At 64.2% G+C, this 15,660-nt stretch carries 13 protein-coding genes; 2 read left to right on the top strand and 11 right to left on the bottom strand.

What is annotated here, in order from left to right; all coding sequences use genetic code 11:
* Positions 1-154: 154 nt before the first annotated feature.
* Genes BM403_RS04860 through BM403_RS04840 form a run of 5 tightly spaced genes read right to left on the bottom strand, consistent with a single transcriptional unit; the run spans position 155 to position 5,596 of the window.
* Positions 155-967, bottom strand: a complete 813-nt coding sequence (locus BM403_RS04860; protein ID WP_093541841.1) for an HpcH/HpaI aldolase/citrate lyase family protein — start codon at positions 965-967, stop codon at positions 155-157.
* Positions 968-994: 27 nt separating this feature from the next.
* Entirely contained in the window at positions 995-2,188 is a 1,194-nt protein-coding gene (locus tag BM403_RS04855; protein WP_093541839.1) for a CaiB/BaiF CoA transferase family protein, read from the bottom strand.
* 9 nt (positions 2,189-2,197) lie between these two features.
* Positions 2,198-3,547, bottom strand: a complete 1,350-nt coding sequence (locus BM403_RS04850; RefSeq protein ID WP_093541837.1) for an MmgE/PrpD family protein — start codon at positions 3,545-3,547, stop codon at positions 2,198-2,200.
* A 10-nt stretch (positions 3,548-3,557) separates the two neighbouring features.
* Complete coding sequence (locus BM403_RS04845; RefSeq protein WP_012724628.1) at positions 3,558-4,721, bottom strand: acyl-CoA dehydrogenase family protein; 1,164 nt, start codon at positions 4,719-4,721, stop codon at positions 3,558-3,560.
* 56 nt (positions 4,722-4,777) lie between these two features.
* On the bottom strand, positions 4,778-5,596 hold the full coding sequence (locus BM403_RS04840) for an HTD2 family dehydratase (RefSeq protein ID WP_093541835.1): 819 nt from the start codon (positions 5,594-5,596) through the stop codon (positions 4,778-4,780).
* 147 nt (positions 5,597-5,743) lie between these two features.
* Here BM403_RS04840 and BM403_RS04835 point away from each other — a divergent pair, with 147 nt between their 5' ends.
* A complete protein-coding gene (locus BM403_RS04835) occupies positions 5,744-6,643 on the top strand; it encodes a LysR family transcriptional regulator (RefSeq protein WP_046034804.1) in 900 nt (299 codons plus the stop codon).
* Here BM403_RS04835 and BM403_RS04830 read toward each other — a convergent pair.
* From BM403_RS04830 to BM403_RS04815, 4 genes are read right to left on the bottom strand one after another with little or no spacing between them, the layout of a single operon-like run.
* The gene (locus BM403_RS04830) at positions 6,630-9,506 is read right to left on the bottom strand and encodes a bpX6 domain-containing protein (RefSeq protein ID WP_256577123.1); all 2,877 of its coding nucleotides are present in this window, start codon (positions 9,504-9,506) and stop codon (positions 6,630-6,632) included. The two genes, BM403_RS04835 and BM403_RS04830, sit on opposite strands and share 14 nt — an antisense overlap.
* The gene (locus BM403_RS04825; RefSeq protein ID WP_093541831.1) at positions 9,499-11,295 is read right to left on the bottom strand and encodes a hypothetical protein; all 1,797 of its coding nucleotides are present in this window, start codon (positions 11,293-11,295) and stop codon (positions 9,499-9,501) included. Before BM403_RS04825 ends, BM403_RS04830 begins: the two co-directional genes overlap by 8 nt.
* A complete protein-coding gene (locus tag BM403_RS04820) occupies positions 11,282-11,728 on the bottom strand; it encodes a bpX5 domain-containing protein (protein ID WP_093541830.1) in 447 nt (148 codons plus the stop codon). Before BM403_RS04820 ends, BM403_RS04825 begins: the two co-directional genes overlap by 14 nt.
* Positions 11,725-12,846, bottom strand: coding sequence for an AAA family ATPase (locus BM403_RS04815; RefSeq protein ID WP_012724634.1), 1,122 nt, complete (start codon positions 12,844-12,846; stop codon positions 11,725-11,727). The genes BM403_RS04820 and BM403_RS04815 overlap by 4 nt, the downstream gene beginning before the upstream one ends.
* A gap of 91 nt (positions 12,847-12,937) precedes the next feature.
* Between BM403_RS04815 and BM403_RS04810 the strand changes: the two genes are divergently transcribed.
* Positions 12,938-13,462 (top strand): GFA family protein, encoded by a 525-nt coding sequence (locus BM403_RS04810; RefSeq protein WP_012724635.1) that lies wholly within the window; start codon positions 12,938-12,940, stop codon positions 13,460-13,462.
* A 145-nt stretch (positions 13,463-13,607) separates the two neighbouring features.
* Here the strand turns inward: BM403_RS04810 and BM403_RS04805 are convergent, their stop codons facing one another.
* Together BM403_RS04805 and BM403_RS04800 are read right to left on the bottom strand one after the other, a co-directional pair.
* Entirely contained in the window at positions 13,608-14,885 is a 1,278-nt protein-coding gene (locus tag BM403_RS04805; protein WP_046034799.1) for an ATP-binding protein, read from the bottom strand.
* On the bottom strand, positions 14,886-15,593 hold the full coding sequence (locus BM403_RS04800; RefSeq protein WP_012724637.1) for a winged helix-turn-helix domain-containing protein: 708 nt from the start codon (positions 15,591-15,593) through the stop codon (positions 14,886-14,888).
* Between the last annotated feature and the right edge of the window lie 67 nt (positions 15,594-15,660).

Genomic DNA, 15,660 nt, shown 5'->3' with positions numbered 1-15,660 from the left:
GAATTCTAGATACCTGCGTTCGGCCAAGCCGAACGCCAAAAACCGGTTCGATCCCTTGTGGCGAGGGAGCTTGCTCCCGTTGGGCTGCGCAGCGGCCCCAGGAAAAACCGGAGCGCTGCGCACGCCAACGCGAGCAAGCTCGCTCGCCACAGGTTTACTCGGCAGCTAATAACCGTTGTGCGCGCAGCAACACCGGGGCATCCACCATCTGCCCGTCGATCTGGTAGGCCCCTGCCCCATGCGCGCCGGCGTCTACCACGCGCTGGGCCCAGGCCAGGTCCTCGGCGCTCGGCGCCAGCGCTTCATGGATCACCGGCACCTGCTTGGGATGGATACACAACGCCCCGGCAAACCCCATTTCATAGGCATGCCGGATCGAACGGCGCAGGCCCTCGGGATCATCGATGGCCGGGTGCACGCCGTCCAGCGGCGCTACCAGGCCGGCGGCGCGGGAATGCACGATCAGCGCCAGCCGCGCCTGGTCGAGGGCGAACTGCGCGGCCGGGGAATTACTGCTCAGGTTCAGGTCCAGTGCCAGGTCCAGCCCACCGAACGACAGGCGCTCCACCTGCGGCGCATGGGCGATCTCGGCCACGGCCAGCAAACCGCGTGCGCTTTCGATAATCGGCCAGATGACTTTGCCGGTAGCCGCTACCACAGCAACCTGGGCCGCACTTTCGACCTTCGGCAGCAACACCCCCGCCACGTTCGGATGGGCTTTGCAGAACGCCACATCCTCGAAATGCTCGGCGTGCTCCGGCGCATTGATGCGCACCCACACCTGAGCCTCGGGATGCGCCTGCAGGAACCCCCCGAGGTTATCCCGCGCCTGGCGCTTGAGCGGTTCTTCCACCGCGTCTTCAAAATCCACGATCACCGCATCGGCACCACTGGCCAAGGCTTTGGAAAATCGCTCCGGTCGGCTACCGGGCACAAACAACGCCGAACGAACCAAGGGCCTTGGCATCTGTTGAGTTCCTTATTATTAGATAACTTAAATAACACCGCGTGCACGCAGAGCGTCGATGGCCTCTGCCGAGTAACCCAGCTGATCCAGGATGCCCTGGCTGTGCTGCCCCAACCCTGGAACCGCGTCCATGCGCGGGGTGAACGCGGCATTGCGCGCCGGAGGCAGCAGCGACGGCAACGGGCCGGCCGGGCTGTCGACCTCGCGCCAGCTGTCACGCGCCTTGAGCTGCGGGTGGTCCCACACGCCTTGCATATCGTTGACGCGGGCGCTGGCGATTTGCGCAGTTTCCAGGCGCTGGATCACCGCTTCGGCGTCGAGCTGGGCAAAACTGTCAACGATGATCTGGCGCAGCGCTTCACGGTTGGCCGAGCGCTTGAAGTTGGCGGCGAAACGCTCGTCCGTCGCCAGTGTCGGCGTGAGCAGCACCTTGTCGCAGAACGCCGCCCATTCGCGCTCGTTCTGCAACCCGAGCATCACCGTGCCGCCGTCGCCGGTGGGAAACGGCCCATAGGGATAGATCGTCGAATGCGCGGCCCCGGCCCGCGGCGGCTGGGGTGCGCCGTCGAACGCGTAGTACATCGGGTAGCCCATCCACTCCACCAGGCTCTCCAGCATGCTCACGTCGATGCGGCTGCCCTTCCCCGTCTTGCCGCGCAGCAGCAGTGCCGAGAGGATGCCGCTGTAGGCGTACATACCCGCCGAGATGTCGGCGATGGAACAACCGGCCTTGGCCATCTGGTCTTCGCCGGGGCCGCCGGTCACCGAGAGAAAACCGCCCTCACTCTGGATCAGCAGGTCGTAGGCCTTCTTTTTCTCGTAGGGCCCGCCTTCGCCGTAGCCGGAAATGTCGCAAACAATCAGGCGTGGAAAACGCGCCTGCAGTGCCTCGAACGACAAGCCCATGCGCGCCGCCGCACCCGGCGCCAGGTTCTGCACCAGCACATCGGCATCGGCCAACAGGGTGTCGAGGATAGCGCCCGCCTCGCCTTGCTTGAGGTCCAGTGTCAGGCTTTCCTTGGAGCGATTGGTCCACACGAAATGCGAGGCCAGGCCGCGCACGCGCTCGTCATAGCCACGCGCAAAGTCGCCGCTGCCGGGGCGTTCGATCTTGATGACACGGGCGCCCAGGTCGGCCAACTGGCGGGTACAAAAAGGCGCGGCAATCGCGTGTTCCAGGCTGACAACGGTGATGCCGTCCAGCGGTCGTTGGTGAGTCATGACGGTTCCTCAGAGCCAATGGGCCATGGATGCGGCGTTGCGTAAGTCCCAGACCTTTTCAATCAGGGCATGGGCCTCAAGCGGCGTGCGGGCGCCGCTGAATTGGGCGAGGCGCTGGAATTTATCCGCCAGCTCTCGACGGCTGAGGGTGTTGCCCGGGTCGCCCTTGGGCTCGTCGATGGCGCCGTGCAGCGTGCGGCCGTCAAGGGTGGTGACGGTGACGCGGCCGAGCCAGCGCTGGGGGTAAGCGCTGTCGACTTCGGCGTCGAGGGTCATACTGACCTTGTCGCGGAAGCTGGAGACGGCCGGATCGGTCAGCGCCCGTTCGTGGAACTCCGTGAGCCCGGCCTTGCCATGCACGGCGATCAAGCCCAGCACGGTGCCCATGGAGAACTTGGCCTGGTGCACGCTGGTCGGCACGGTCACGCGCCCCAGCACATCGATGGCGCCTTGATGCACCCGCGTCTCCACATGGGCGATATCGGCGGCGGTGAGGCGTTCGCGCTGCATCAGGTCCAGCAGCGCATCGGCCGCCGGATGCGTATGGCGGCACGAGGCGTGGAACTTGAACGAGGTTTCCAGCAGCGCCCAGCGACTGCCCAGGTCGGCGGACAACTTGCTCGGCTCGGCATCGCTGGACATCCCCGCCGCCAAGCCCTGGTCGCCTTCAAGGATATTGCGCGCACCGGTCAGCCCTTCCGCCGTCAGGTACGCGGCGAGCAAACCGTCCGCCGCCGCCTTGGCCGTGTGCAATTGCTTAGAGTCGGCGGCATCGCGCAGGAACTCCCACAGCCCGGCAGCCTGCGTGCCGGCGCTGCCGAGCAGGTTGATGAATTGTTCTTGGTTGAAATCCAGCAGCTTGCCCACCGCAACGGCCGCCGCCAGGGTGCCGACCGTGGCCGTGGTGTGAAAGATGCGGTAGTGGGAACGGCCCATGAATTCGCCGATACGGATACCGGCTTCATAACCGGCCACCGAGGCCAGCAGCAAGTCGCGGCCGGATTTGCCCAGGTCCTGGGCGGCCGCCAACGCGGCGGGAAACACCACGGTCGCCGGGTGCAAAACGGAACTGTTGTGCAGGTCATCCTGCTCCACCAGGTGGGAGGAAGCGCCGTTGACCAGCGCGGCGAAATACGCGCTGGTGCTGGCGCCGTTGACGATCACCTGCGCCGGGCCGCTGCTTGGCCCCATTTTCTGCGCATAACGCTCGAATAACGGGATTGGGTGCGCGCCCTGGCTCGCCAGCGCCGAGGCCAGCCAGTCCAGATACAGGTCTTCGGTACGCGCCAGCACGTCTTCCGGCAGGTGCGTGTCATTCAGCTCGGCAAGGAACCGACACAGGGCTTGGGTATGGCTCACGGTCAGGCCCTCAGAAACTGCGCGGCAGTTCGAGCAAGTGCTCGGCCACGTAGGACAGGATCAGGTTGGTGGAGATCGGTGCCACCTGGTACAGGCGCGTCTCGCGGAACTTGCGCTCCACGTCGTATTCGCAGGCAAACCCGAAGCCGCCGTGGGTCTGCAGGCACGCATTGGCTGCCTCCCAGGACGCCTTGGCCGCCAGGTACTTGGCCATGTTGGCACTGGCCCCGGCATTTTTGCCGCTGTCGTATTCCTCGCAGGCACGCCAGCGCATCAGGTCCGCCGCTTCGATCTCGATATGCGCTTCGGCGATCGGGAACTGCACACCCTGGTTCTGTCCGATAGGCCGGCCAAACACCACACGGTCGCGGGCATAGGCGCTGGCCTTTTCGATAAACCAGCGGCCGTCGCCGATGCATTCGGCGGCGATCAGCGTGCGTTCGGCGTTGAGGCCATCGAGGATGTATTTGAAACCCTTGCCCTCTTCGCCGATCAGGCTGTCCAGCGGCAGCTCGAGGTTGTCGAAGAACAGCTCATTGGTTTCGTGGTTGACCATGTTGGCGATGGGCTGCACGGTGAGGCCATGACCGATGGCCTCGCGCAGGTCCACCAGGAAGATCGACATGCCCTCGGACTTTTTCTTCACTTCAGCCAGCGGCGTGGTGCGCGCCAGCAGGATCATCAGGTCGGAATGCTGGATGCGCGAGATCCACACCTTCTGGCCGTTGATCACGTACTTGTCGCCGCGCTTGATCGCGCTGGTCTTGATCTTGGTGGTGTCGGTGCCGGTGGTGGGCTCGGTCACGCCCATGGACTGCAGGCGCAATTCGCCGCTGGCGAGCTTGGGCAGGTAGAAGCGTTTCTGCGCTTCGCTGCCGTGGCGCAGCAAAGTGAACATGTTGTACATCTGGCCGTGCACGGTGCCCGAGTTACCGCCGCAGCGGTTCACTTCTTCGAGGATCACCGAAGCCTCGGCCAGCCCCAGGCCGGAACCGCCGTACGCCTCGGGGATCATCGCCGACAGCCAGCCGGCGTCGGTCAGCGCTTTGACGAAGGCTTCGGGGAAGCCCTTTTGCTCGTCAATCTTGCGCCAGTAGGCGGCATCGAATTCGGCGCACAAGGCGCGCACGCCTTCGCGGATGGCATTGAGTTCTTCATTGTCGTTCGGGTTCATTAACGGCTCTCCGCCTGTTGTTCTTGGATTATTCGACTTGGATTATTCGACTTGGATTATTCGAAATGCACCTGGGCTTGCTGCGCCAGGCCGTCAGCGTTACCGGCCCACAGCTGCGCCACGCCGGTTTCAGTCACGCGGCCCGCCACTTCAAACGGCTGCGGCGCAATCAACGGGCGCACACCGCGATAGGCAAAACGGCGCAAGGTGGCTTCGGGGTGGGCACGGCAGAACGCGCGCAGGCTCAGGGTGGCGATCAAAGGCCCATGCACCACCAGGCCTGAGTAGCCTTCGGTGCCGGTGACATAGGGGTAGTCGTAGTGAATGCGGTGACCGTTGAAGGTCACGGCGCTGTAGCGAAACAGCAGGGTCGGCGTGGGATCGATCGCTTCGTGCCATTCACCGTGCTCCAGCGCCTCTGCGCTGCCGGCCTTGGGCGGCGTGGGTTCGCGGTAGACGATGTCCTGTTCTTCGCGGATCGCCAGGCGCCCGTCCTGGGCATAGTCGTGGCGCACGGTGACAAACAACAGCGAACCGGTGCGGCCGTTCTTTTCTTCGACCTGAGTAATGGTCGACACGCGGGTCGCCGCCTCCCCGGCACGCAGCGCGTGCAGAAACTCGATACGCCCACCGGCCCACATGCGGTTGCGGTTGTCGGCCGGCGGCAGGAACCCGCCACGCGCCGGGTGGCCGTCGCTACCCAGGGCGGTTTCCGGCAGCGGGTCCTGGAAGAAGCACCACTGCCACAACGGCGGTATGTCCGCGCCGTCCTCGGGCACTGCCTCGCCGAACGTAGCGGCGATACGTTTGAGCAGGTTATGGCTCAGGTGGTCGTGAGCGGTTTCGCTTCGGCCGATCCAGTCAGTGGCGCTCATCGGGTGCAGTTCCTCGGGCAGTGAGTGTCTGCCCCGGATCATGCAAGCGCCCGCCCGTTCTGAGAATTTGCATTTCAATAAACCAGCGTTCGGTTATGCTGAACGCCAATTCACTGAAAACACCGCATACCCCTGTGGGAGTCTTGCATGCACTTCGACCTGGCCGACCTGCGCCTGTTTATCCACATCGCCGAATCCCCCAGCCTGACCCAGGGCGCCAAGCGTGCGTTTCTTTCGCCGGCCGCCGCCAGTGCACGGATCAAGGCCCTCGAAGGCCAGCTCGACACCCGCCTGCTGTACCGTGACAGCCGTGGCGTGGAGATCACCCCGGCCGGTGAACGCTTGCTGCACCATGCGCGGCTGATCATGCGCCAGGTGGACTACCTCAAGAGCGAATTCACCCAATACGGCGTGGATTCGGCCGGGCATATCCGCATCTTCGCCAACACCACGGCGGTCACCGAATTCTTGCCGGAAGTGCTGGCGGGGTTCCTGTCACAAAGGCCTGGCGTCACCGTCGACCTGCAGGAGCGCCTGTCTCGCGACATCGTGCGCGGCGTGCTCGATGGCACCAGCGACATGGGCATTATCGCCGGCCCCGTGGAAGCGGCGGGTTTGCAGGTGCTGCATTTCAGCACAGACACCTTGGTATTGATGGTGCCGGTCGGCCACCCGCTGGCAGCGCAACCGTCAGTCACCCTGGAACAGACTCTCGCCTACCAGCATATCGGCCTGCATGAAGGCAGCACCTTATTGAGTTTTTTGCGCGAACACGTGGAGCGGCTGGGCAAGCACTTGTCGCTGCGTATCCAGGTGTCGAGTTTCGAGGCGATCTGCCGGATGGTCGAAGCCGGTGTGGGCATCGGCATCATTCCGGAGTCCGCCGCCGTGCGCCACAGTCGCACCATGCACGTGGTGGCGGTGAAGCTCGATGAGCCGTGGGCGATTCGCGAACGCAGCATCCTGGTGCGGGAGCTGGAGGCGTTGCCCGGCACCATTCGTGCGTTGATCGCCACGTTGATGCCGGACTCGGTCAATGCAGGCTGAGGTTGCGCTGGCGGGCGTCTTCCACCGTGATGTGGCTCAAACGTCCCTGGTCATCGAATAACAACCAGCCATCGCCGGTGCGACGGATATTCACCTCGTAGCGCGGCCAATGCAGCACAGCACACACGGTGTCACTGCCACGATGGATAAAGTGCCAGCGGGTGTCGCGGTCACTGGCGATATAGCCGAATACCAACCAATCCGCGTCGACGACGATGCGCACCGGGTCGCTATCGAAGCACCCTTCATCACAGCCCGTCAGACGATACCCCTTGCGGTTGCCGTCGACATCCAGGATCAGCACGGGCTCTTCGTCGTCGCTGTACCGGATCAGGTACTCAACGGTTTGATCGAGTGCACAGAACAGCGCGTGGCTTTCCTCTGACTGCGGCGACGCCGGCTCACGCCCCGCCAACCGCCGCTCAGGCAGGCGATAATGCCAGCGCTCAAAGCCTTCCAGCGGGTTATGGAGCCACAGGAACTCATTGCGTTCATCACTTTTGAGGGCGCGAACCGAGCCTGGCAAGTCGCTGACGTGCCACAGGGTTTCAAAGCCGCGATCCACGTCCACCACACGCAGTTGCCGGCCTTGGCCGAGGGTCCAGGTGCTGCCATCAAACTGATCGGCGAATACATCGAGCACCTGCACGCCCAAGTCGGTCGCGGCACGGTTGACCAAGTCCAACTTGCTGATGCGCCACACCGTGTCGCGCCGGGTCAGCACCAGCGCCATTTGCCGGCTGTGCGCCAAGACAATCCGCTGGGCCGGCACGGCGAAATGGAACAGCGGCGTGCCGCTGGCATCCGTCACCACCGCACCGGCCTCGCCCAGTGCCACCAGATAACGCTCGTCATCCAGCGACACCGCATCGTATACGGAGCGGCTGCCCTGGACCGGGGCTGACCACTGCAATGCCTCGCCCGCGCGCTCCAGCGAGCGCACGGCGGGACGTTTGAGTGACTGGCCAGGCAAGTCCGCCTGCAAACATTTGTCCCGGCTCATTTTGACCAGCGACTGCAGTTGGTTGAAGTTGAGCCCCCCGCGCCCACTGAGCTGGTCGGCGAGCACCGCGTGCACGGTGGCACCGGCGAGCCAGGCCAGGGCCACGGTGTCGGACTTGTGCGCCAACAACGTGTGCGCCAGGGCATCCCGCTCGGCGCAACGGCCGGGATCGTCACGCAGCTGTTCGATCCAGGGTCCGTAAGCTTCCAGGGTTTGGGGCAGCAATATGGCGCGCTTTACCAAGGCGCCAATCGCCAGGCGCCCACCGGCCGCTTCGGCATCGAGCAGCCATTGAGCGGCGCGCGGGCGCTCTTGCGGCAAGCTCCACACCACCTCGACGGCTTGCAACCACAGGCCCTTGGCGATCAGCGACTCGGCCCACTCCAGGCGTAAACGGTCGGCGATCTGCGGCTGCTTGGCCTGCAGCAACACCACCGCATCGGCAAATGCATCATCACGACGCGCCACCAGCAAGGCGCGCTGCCAGTTCTCGGCCAGGCACAGCAGGCGCACGATGACCGCAGACGGCATGTCCCAGGCGAGAGCGAGGTCGGCGGCCTGTTGGTAGCGCGCGTGCTTTTCCAGGTAATCGAGTGCTTCCTGGCGTTCCTTGAGCAGTTCAGCGAGTACGAATACCGCTTCTTCGATACGGTTTTCGCGGGCCAGGCGCTCATAGGAGCGCCGGTAGATCTGGCGCAGGTGCTCGGTCAGCCCTTCCTCGAAGCGGTAGGTACGGCTGGGCCCGTGCTGTTGGCTGAGGGTCAGGTCCTGGCGCCGCTGCGGCGTACCGAAGTGCTGTTCGGCATTCGAGTGCTGGTCACCCAAGGGGATGGCATGGCGCAACGCCTCGGCGAAATCGCCGTCCTCGAACATCTCCAGCATGCGCTGCATGTAAGCCGCCTGACGCTTGCCGTACAGCCTGGAGAGCTTTGAATGCTCGGTCAGGCGGGTCAGCCAGCGGCGCCAGGCCGCCGGCTTATGACGAGCTGGTTTGGCGCGCTGGGGAATGCTTGGGTTGTCCGGGGCTTGCGGCACAGCGCCGATAGGTCGCGCACCTCGGCGCAGGAATGTGTTCAGCGCTACCAGCAAGGCGGTGAAGACAATGGCGCTCAGCAACATGCCCAGGATCACGCCGCTGATGTCTTCGGTGGTCGTGGCAGACACCGGTGTCAGCGGCACGGATTGGCCCTGGGTGGCCATCCAGATCAACCCTGCAACCAGGGCCAGGGTGACGCCCAGTTTCAACGCCGGATAGGGTGCGGACTCCTCGTTGCCCCATTGGCGTGCAGCCTTGGGGGGCGGCGCTTTCGGTGCGGGTGATTGCCGCTCCAGCAAGGCCCGGATCACGCCCTCCTGCTCGGGGCTGACCGGCGCCAATCCGCCCAGGATCTCGCGTACATCGGTGATCACCGGCTCAGGCAGGGCCAGCACGACGGGCGCATGACAATCGAAGGTATCGAGCAAGGTGTAGGCGCTGATATCAAGCCACTGCCCAGGTTCCAGGGCCTGGGCATCGCGCAACTGCAAAGCGTGCACCTGGCTGCCGCGCACCAGCCACAGGTCGGCGGCCGGTAAAGCGCGCAGCTCCTCGGCGCTCAGCTGGGCCGAACACAGGCCACGGCCCTGACGCACCAGCGGCCAGCCGGCAAGGGCCTGGCAATCCAGCGCGACCGGCGTGCTGAATTGCACTAAATCGCCGTCGGCAAAACGGTAGGCCATCGCGCCCGTGCGCCAGTGCTCCAGCATCAAGCGAGCCCGTTCCTGCAGCGCAAAGCGCTCGGCGGGCAACCACATGCCGTCGATGGATTGATGCCCGGTCAACAACGGCCGGCGGATCAACTGGGATTCTGGCTCAAGCATGGGCAGGCTCATGTTTCAGGTCACACATCACTTGCAAACGCATGGCGCGCTCGGCAACGTTGAACACCAGTAATTCCCGAGCAGTGGTCAGCACCGCCACCAGGCCGCTCATGGGGCAGAAACTCGCACGGGCAATCGGTGCCGTCGTGGTGAACAGCGTCTGTTGTTGGCCCTCGGTGTACAGGCCAACGGTGTGCTGGTTCGGCCCCAGCAGTACCAGCGAATAGCGTTCCTGCGCCGCCACGTGGTGATGCAGACCGATGGCGCTCCAGCCGGGCGTCAAGTCGATCTGTACCTTTTTCGCGGGAAAACTCTCGTGGGTCACCAGGCGCCAACTCTGGCGGCCACCTTGGTGAGTGAGTAATGCGCAGCCACCAAAGGCGTACTTCCAATGCGGGGTGCTGGCGAACAGTATCTGGCTCACACCGGCAGCCGCACCGACTGCATAACCGTGACTGCGGGCACCGGAGGACGTCGCGGGGTAAGCCACCATTTGCCCACCCTCGATGCGGGCGTAGACCAACGATAAGGCATCCAACTGCGCCAGCCCCATGACATTGTCCGTCACCGAGAAACATTCTGCCCTCGGCGCGTGGCCAGGCCGCTGCCAGTGAGCGAGCTGACCGTTTGTATCGAGTAAATACAGGCGTTCCGCCTGTTCGCCGCGCAGCCACACCGCGGGCAGAAAGGTCGCAGTGCCCGGCGGCAGGTGCATTTCTTCGCGTGTGGGCTTGTTCACCGAAACGAGATTGGGGATGTTCCAGAAGGTCAGGATATTACCATCACCGAGCACCGCACCGAGGCTGCGGTAGTTAAAGGTGGCCGCGAGCACGTGCTGATGTTTGCCCCACAGGCGACGTCGCACTTCGAGGTTTTTTTTCTGGTTCTTGTGCGGCAGCTTGATCACCACCATGCCGTGCTCATCGAGCAAGCGCAGGGCGACATAGTTGCCGGAACCGGAGATGACCGGCGGCAGGGTCAATGCAACCCGCGCCACCCGGCCGGCAGCGGTCGGTGCCGGCGTGTGCACGGCGTTATCGAACTGGCCCTTGAGCAAGCGCACGGCCTGCTGCTCCTCCGGCAGCGGCAGCGACACGCGCCGCGACTGCAAGGCGAACGTCAGGCTGCGCCCATCCAGATTGCGCGTAATCTGCACGCGGTGGGTGCAGACCTTGGGATCCGTGGGCGGCAAGCGCTGGCCGACCACCCAGCATTCTCCAACCGCGTGGTCGGCCAGCGCTTCACGCCAGGCCAGCCAATGGTCGTCGCTCACGACCTCGTAGGTGCGGGCGTCGAGCAGGCGCTTGAGCTGCGCCGATGAGTCCAGCTCATGCAACTCGGGCGTGGCTTGCAGAATGCCCCAGCGCAATTGCGCCCCCGCCTCTTCGGCACGCCGCGCCAGCAGCATCAACAGCGCCAGGTGCACCAGGCGCGCAGCCCCCAGTTGCAAGGGGCCCGCATCAAACAGCACCACGATCAGGCGGTTCGCTTCACGGGCACGGTAGTGCGGGGCGAGGAACATATGCTCACCGCCGACCGCCCGGCGCAGGAACTCGTCAGGCACTTCATCGGCCAGCAGCCATTCACTGGACAGCAGTCGCTCATAGGGGCCGCGCCGATGCAGGTCGCCCAGGCCATCGGGCTCCGGCACTCCGCCCTGGTGCAGGCCGCGCAGCGGTCCGAGCAGAGGGTTGAGTCGACCGAGCAGGTCGGCGAACAGGGGCAGGTGTTGCGGGGCAAACCACTCCAGCCACTGCCGCCAGGGTTGCAGCGCCTCAGGCAGTTGCATGGGCGACTCCCCAATAGGCGGCGATACGTTGCAGATGCGCGGGCGACACGGCCAGCAGGCGGTCCAGCGGGATCACCGCCTGCGGGTCGTGCCACACCAACAAGGGCGCGCGTTTGAAGCGAGCGGACAAGGCCTGCCCCAACAGGTCCTGTGGCACCTGCGGTTCCCAACTGGTCGGCAGCCAGAGGTGCGGCGCGCTGGTGCTGGGCGCAGCGTAAGCAACGCCGTCGACCCAAGGCAGGTCGGCCATTACGCCCGTCACCACCAGTACATCACCATTGGCAGTGGCTTGCAGCCGCGCCGCATGGTCGGCCGCGAGCAGCGCCAGGCGTGCGTGCAGGCGCCGGGCAGCATCGCCCCAGGCCACGGCGGCCTGAGCCTCGGCGGGCACTGGCCGTGAACGCCAGGCCCAAGGCTGGGTCAGCGCACTCATTCGCTGGGGGTCAGCAATCGAGTGAGTTGTCCCCGCGCCTGCTGCAGAGGTTCGGGCAGGGTCTGGCTATTGAAATTGGCATCGATCTCGCGCAACAGGCCTTCGAGCACGCTACTGGCCGGCGGTTCTGCACGGGAGAGGTAGTCTTCGGCGGTTTCCAGCAGCCGATTCACACGTGACATCGGCTGCAACGTCGCCTCTTCCACCGCGCTGAACAAATGGCTGTTGCTGGAGGCAGCAAACAGGTCGCGCAATACTTCGCGGCCGTGTTGCTGGGTAGCCTGGGTCGGCAACACGTACAGCAGCGGCCACAAGTCGGCGTCGCTGGCTTCCAGGCGACCACTGAGCAATGCAGCGGCCGCGATCAAGCGCTGGGACTTGACGATGCGCCGGTCAGACAACTGGATCCCGGCTTCGCGCAGGCGACGAATGGCTTGGGCCAGGGCTGGGCGCACAGCGGTCAGGTCAACGTGTTTCAGGGCCTGGCCGAGCGTGTCCAGTTGCGCAAGGCCGAGCAACTGTTGCACCGGGCGCTGCTCCGACTGCCAGCCGCCGGCCAGCATGGCTTCCAATTGATTGTCCGGCACCGACTCGACAAACAGATGCAACAGGAAACGGTCGCCGAAGGCTGCCAACGCCTCATCATCCGGCAGGCCGTTGGCGGCGCCGACGCACACGCGCAGCGGGCATTGCACCTGGGTATGGCCACGACGGAATCGGCGTTCGTTGAGTACGCCCAGCAAGGTGTTGAGGATCGCGGTAGAGCCCAGGAAGACTTCGTCGAGAAACACGATATCGGCTTCCGGCAGCATGCCGCTGACGTCGGTTTCCACCGTGCCTTCGCGCAGCTTTTTCAGGTCTACCGCGCCGAACAGTTCGGACGGCTCGGTGAAACGTCCGAGCAGGTATTCGAAGTAACGCCCACCCATAGACTGCGCGACACGCCGCACCACCGCGCTTTTTGCAGTGCCGGGCGGCCCGATCACCAGGATGTGCTCCTGGGCCACGGCTGCCAGCACGATCAATTCGGCCAGTTGCTCGCGCCCGACCAAGCCTTCGGTAGCGGCACGCACGGCGTGGCGGATTTGCGCGGCAGCGCTCTGCAACTGAGCAATCATGGGTGTCTTCCCTGAAACCAAAGCGGGGAATCTTGCCTGAGGCTAAGGTATTAGCAAAGCGTTGTTACATACTCATATCAGGAGTCAGCCCATGCAGCTTGAAGGATCCTGCCATTGCGGCGCCGTGACGTTCAGCCTCACCAGTGCCCACCCCTACCCTTACCAGCGTTGCTACTGCTCGATCTGTCGCAAGACCCAGGGCGGTGGCGGTTATGCGATCAACCTGGCTGGCGATGCCCAGAGTTTGAAGGTGCGCGGGCGCAAACTGATTTCGATCTACCACGCCAGGCTCAAGCCCGAGGGTGCCAGCCGAGCCCATGCGAGCAGCGCTGAACGGCACTTCTGTTCGCAATGCGGCAGCGCCTTGTGGCTGTTCAGCCCCGAGTGGCCGGCGTTGATCCATCCGTTTGCATCGGCCATCGACACGCCATTGCCGGTGCCGCCGGAACATACACACCTGATGCTGGGCTCGAAGGCGCCGTGGGTGGAAGTGACGTTGCGCCAAGGCGATCTGCAGTTCGATGAGTACCCCGAAGAGTCCATCGCCCAATGGCATGAGCGCCTCGGGCGACGCCTTCAAACGTACCCATCCCCCCCTGAGTTTCTGACCCCATGAAACCCCTGATGCGTTGCAAAAGCCTGTGCCTGTCCCTTACCTCAGTGTGTTTGCTCGCACACAGCTTCTGACCTGAGAACCGAATTAAAAATGTGGGAGGGGGCTTGCTCCCTCCCACAGTTGATCTGTCTTGCTTTCAAGCTCGTTATTCGGCATACGCCCAGGTCATCCGGAACGACGCCCCGCCCCATTCCGAATCCAGCACTTGCACTTGGCCGCCGTGCCACTGCGACACCCGCTGCACCAGCGCCAGGCCCAGGCCGAAACCGCCGGTGCGGCGGTCGCGGCTGGCGTCCAGGCGCGTGAACGGCTGGAAGATCTTCGCCCGGCCTTCCTCCGGCACACCGGGGCCATCGTCACACACGCGCACTTCATAGCCGCTGCCGAACTTGACCAGCGACACTTCCACGCGGCGCTCGGCGTAGCGCACGGCGTTGCGCAGCAGGTTGATTACCGCACGCGCCATAAAGCGCGGCTCGATCTGGATAACGTCCACCTCGCAGGTGCGCAACGACAGCTGGATGCCGGCCGCCTCGGCCTCCAGGGCCACGCTGCCGATCACACTGTCGAGCCAGCTGTGGGCCTCGATGCGCTCACGGGTGACCTGGGTGGCGCCACGCTCCAGGCTGGCGTAGGTGAGCAGTTCGGAGACCATTTCTTCCAGCTCGCCCAGGTCGGCATACATGTCGGTGATCAATTCGCTGCGCTGGCGTGGGTCGGTCTGTTGTTTCAGCTGGTCGAGCTCGAACGACAGGCGTGCAATCGGCGTGCGCAGTTCGTGGGACACGGCGTTGGTCAGTTCGCGCTGGTTGGCGATCAGGCTTTCGATGCGCTCGGCCATCTGGTTGAAGTGCCCGGCCAGCTCACGCACCGTGGAACGACGTGGCAGCAGAATGCGTGAACCGAGGTCGTTGTCACCGAAACGTTGTGCCGCCAGGCGAATATGTTCCAGGTCACGCCAGTGCGGGCGCACCCAGAAATACAGCACGATCGCCAGGCTCAATCCCAGCAGGCAATAGGCCCACAGGTACAGCCATTTCGGTTCTTCAGGCAGTTTGATATTAAGCAACTGCGGGCCGCCATCGATATTGGCGATGAACTCCATGAAGTCGCCGCGTACCACCAACTTTCCGGCGGCAAGCAACTGTCGTTCACGCGGGTCGAGCGCCAAGTCATCGCGCTGGACCAGTTTCAGGTGCAGGCCGTAGTGGGGTTGCAGCTCGCTCAGGCGCGCCGCGCGGGCATCGCCCGGCAAGGGTCGCAATTGTTCCACCAAGCCATAAGCCGGGCCGCGCAGGGCTTCGCGGTTATAGGTTTCATTGGCTTCGGGCAGCAACTCATCGAAGGTGTAGTTAACCAGCCAGATCGCCCCCGCCAGCCCCAGCGCCAGGATGATGTACAGGCGAATGTAGAGCCGCAGCATCTAGACCTCCCACGCGAATGGGTTGAACAGGTAGCCCTTGCCCCAGATCGTCTTGATGCACACCGGTTCGCGGGGGTTGTCGTTGAGTTTGCCGCGCAGCTTGCTGATGTACACATCGACGCTGCGGTTAAGGCCGTCGAAGGCGATGCCGCGCATGCGGTTGAGGATGTCATCGCGGGACAGGATCGTGCCCGAGTTACTGGCCAGCAGCCACAGCAGCTCGAATTCCATGGTGGTGAGGTCGATCTGTTCGTCCCCCAGGCTGACCACGCGGCAACTGCGATCGATGGCCAGCCGCCCGAAGGCCAGGGCCCCGCGCACCGTCGGCTCCGGGGCTTGGCGCCGTTGCAGGGCGCGCAGGCGTGCCAGCAGCACGGGGGGCTTGATCGGCTTGATCACATAATCGTCGGCACCGGACTCGAGGCCGAGGATATGGTCCAGGTCGTCTTCCTTGGCGGTGAGGATCACGATGGGCGTGTCGGACACCGTGCGAATCCCGCGGCACACGTGCAGGCCGCTCTGGCCGGGCAGCATCAGGTCGAGTACGACGATCTTTGGCTTGAACTCCAGGAACGCCGCCAGGGCTTTGTCACCCCGGTGCTCCACGCGCACCTCAAAACCATGCTGCGACAGAAAGTGCGCGATCAGCCCCGCCAGTTTCTCGTCATCCTCAACGAGCAAGACCTTGCCCAGCCCCAGGTTTTCCATAAGTTCCCAATGTGCAGACGCGGATTGAAGAGCGGGCATTATAGGTGGCAAGCTGGGCAACTAAAGC

Source organism: Pseudomonas sp. OV546, from assembly GCF_900116845.1.
Lineage (GTDB): Bacteria > Pseudomonadota > Gammaproteobacteria > Pseudomonadales > Pseudomonadaceae > Aquipseudomonas > Aquipseudomonas petroselini.
The sequence above is the reverse complement of the archived record's forward strand: the minus strand, read 5'-3'. Positions and strand labels throughout refer to the sequence as shown.

Bases quoted from the DNA above. Each gene is read 5' to 3' on its own strand.
- BM403_RS04800 (WP_012724637.1), bottom strand. From the start codon at position 15,593: ATGGAAAACCTGGGGCTGGGCAAGGTCTTGCTCGTTGAGGATGACGAG.
- BM403_RS04815 (WP_012724634.1), bottom strand. From the start codon at position 12,846: ATGATTGCTCAGTTGCAGAGCGCTGCCGCGCAAATCCGCCACGCCGTG.
- BM403_RS04830 (WP_256577123.1), bottom strand. From the start codon at position 9,506: ATGCTTGAGCCAGAATCCCAGTTGATCCGCCGGCCGTTGTTGACCGGG.
- BM403_RS04845 (WP_012724628.1), bottom strand. From the start codon at position 4,721: ATGAACCCGAACGACAATGAAGAACTCAATGCCATCCGCGAAGGCGTG.
- BM403_RS04840 (WP_093541835.1), bottom strand. From the start codon at position 5,596: ATGAGCGCCACTGACTGGATCGGCCGAAGCGAAACCGCTCACGACCAC.
- BM403_RS04820 (WP_093541830.1), bottom strand. From the start codon at position 11,728: ATGAGTGCGCTGACCCAGCCTTGGGCCTGGCGTTCACGGCCAGTGCCC.
- BM403_RS04825 (WP_093541831.1), bottom strand. From the start codon at position 11,295: ATGCAACTGCCTGAGGCGCTGCAACCCTGGCGGCAGTGGCTGGAGTGG.
- BM403_RS04810 (WP_012724635.1), top strand. From the start codon at position 12,938: ATGCAGCTTGAAGGATCCTGCCATTGCGGCGCCGTGACGTTCAGCCTC.
- BM403_RS04860 (WP_093541841.1), bottom strand. From the start codon at position 967: ATGCCAAGGCCCTTGGTTCGTTCGGCGTTGTTTGTGCCCGGTAGCCGA.
- BM403_RS04835 (WP_046034804.1), top strand. From the start codon at position 5,744: ATGCACTTCGACCTGGCCGACCTGCGCCTGTTTATCCACATCGCCGAA.
- BM403_RS04805 (WP_046034799.1), bottom strand. From the start codon at position 14,885: ATGCTGCGGCTCTACATTCGCCTGTACATCATCCTGGCGCTGGGGCTG.
- BM403_RS04855 (WP_093541839.1), bottom strand. From the start codon at position 2,188: ATGACTCACCAACGACCGCTGGACGGCATCACCGTTGTCAGCCTGGAA.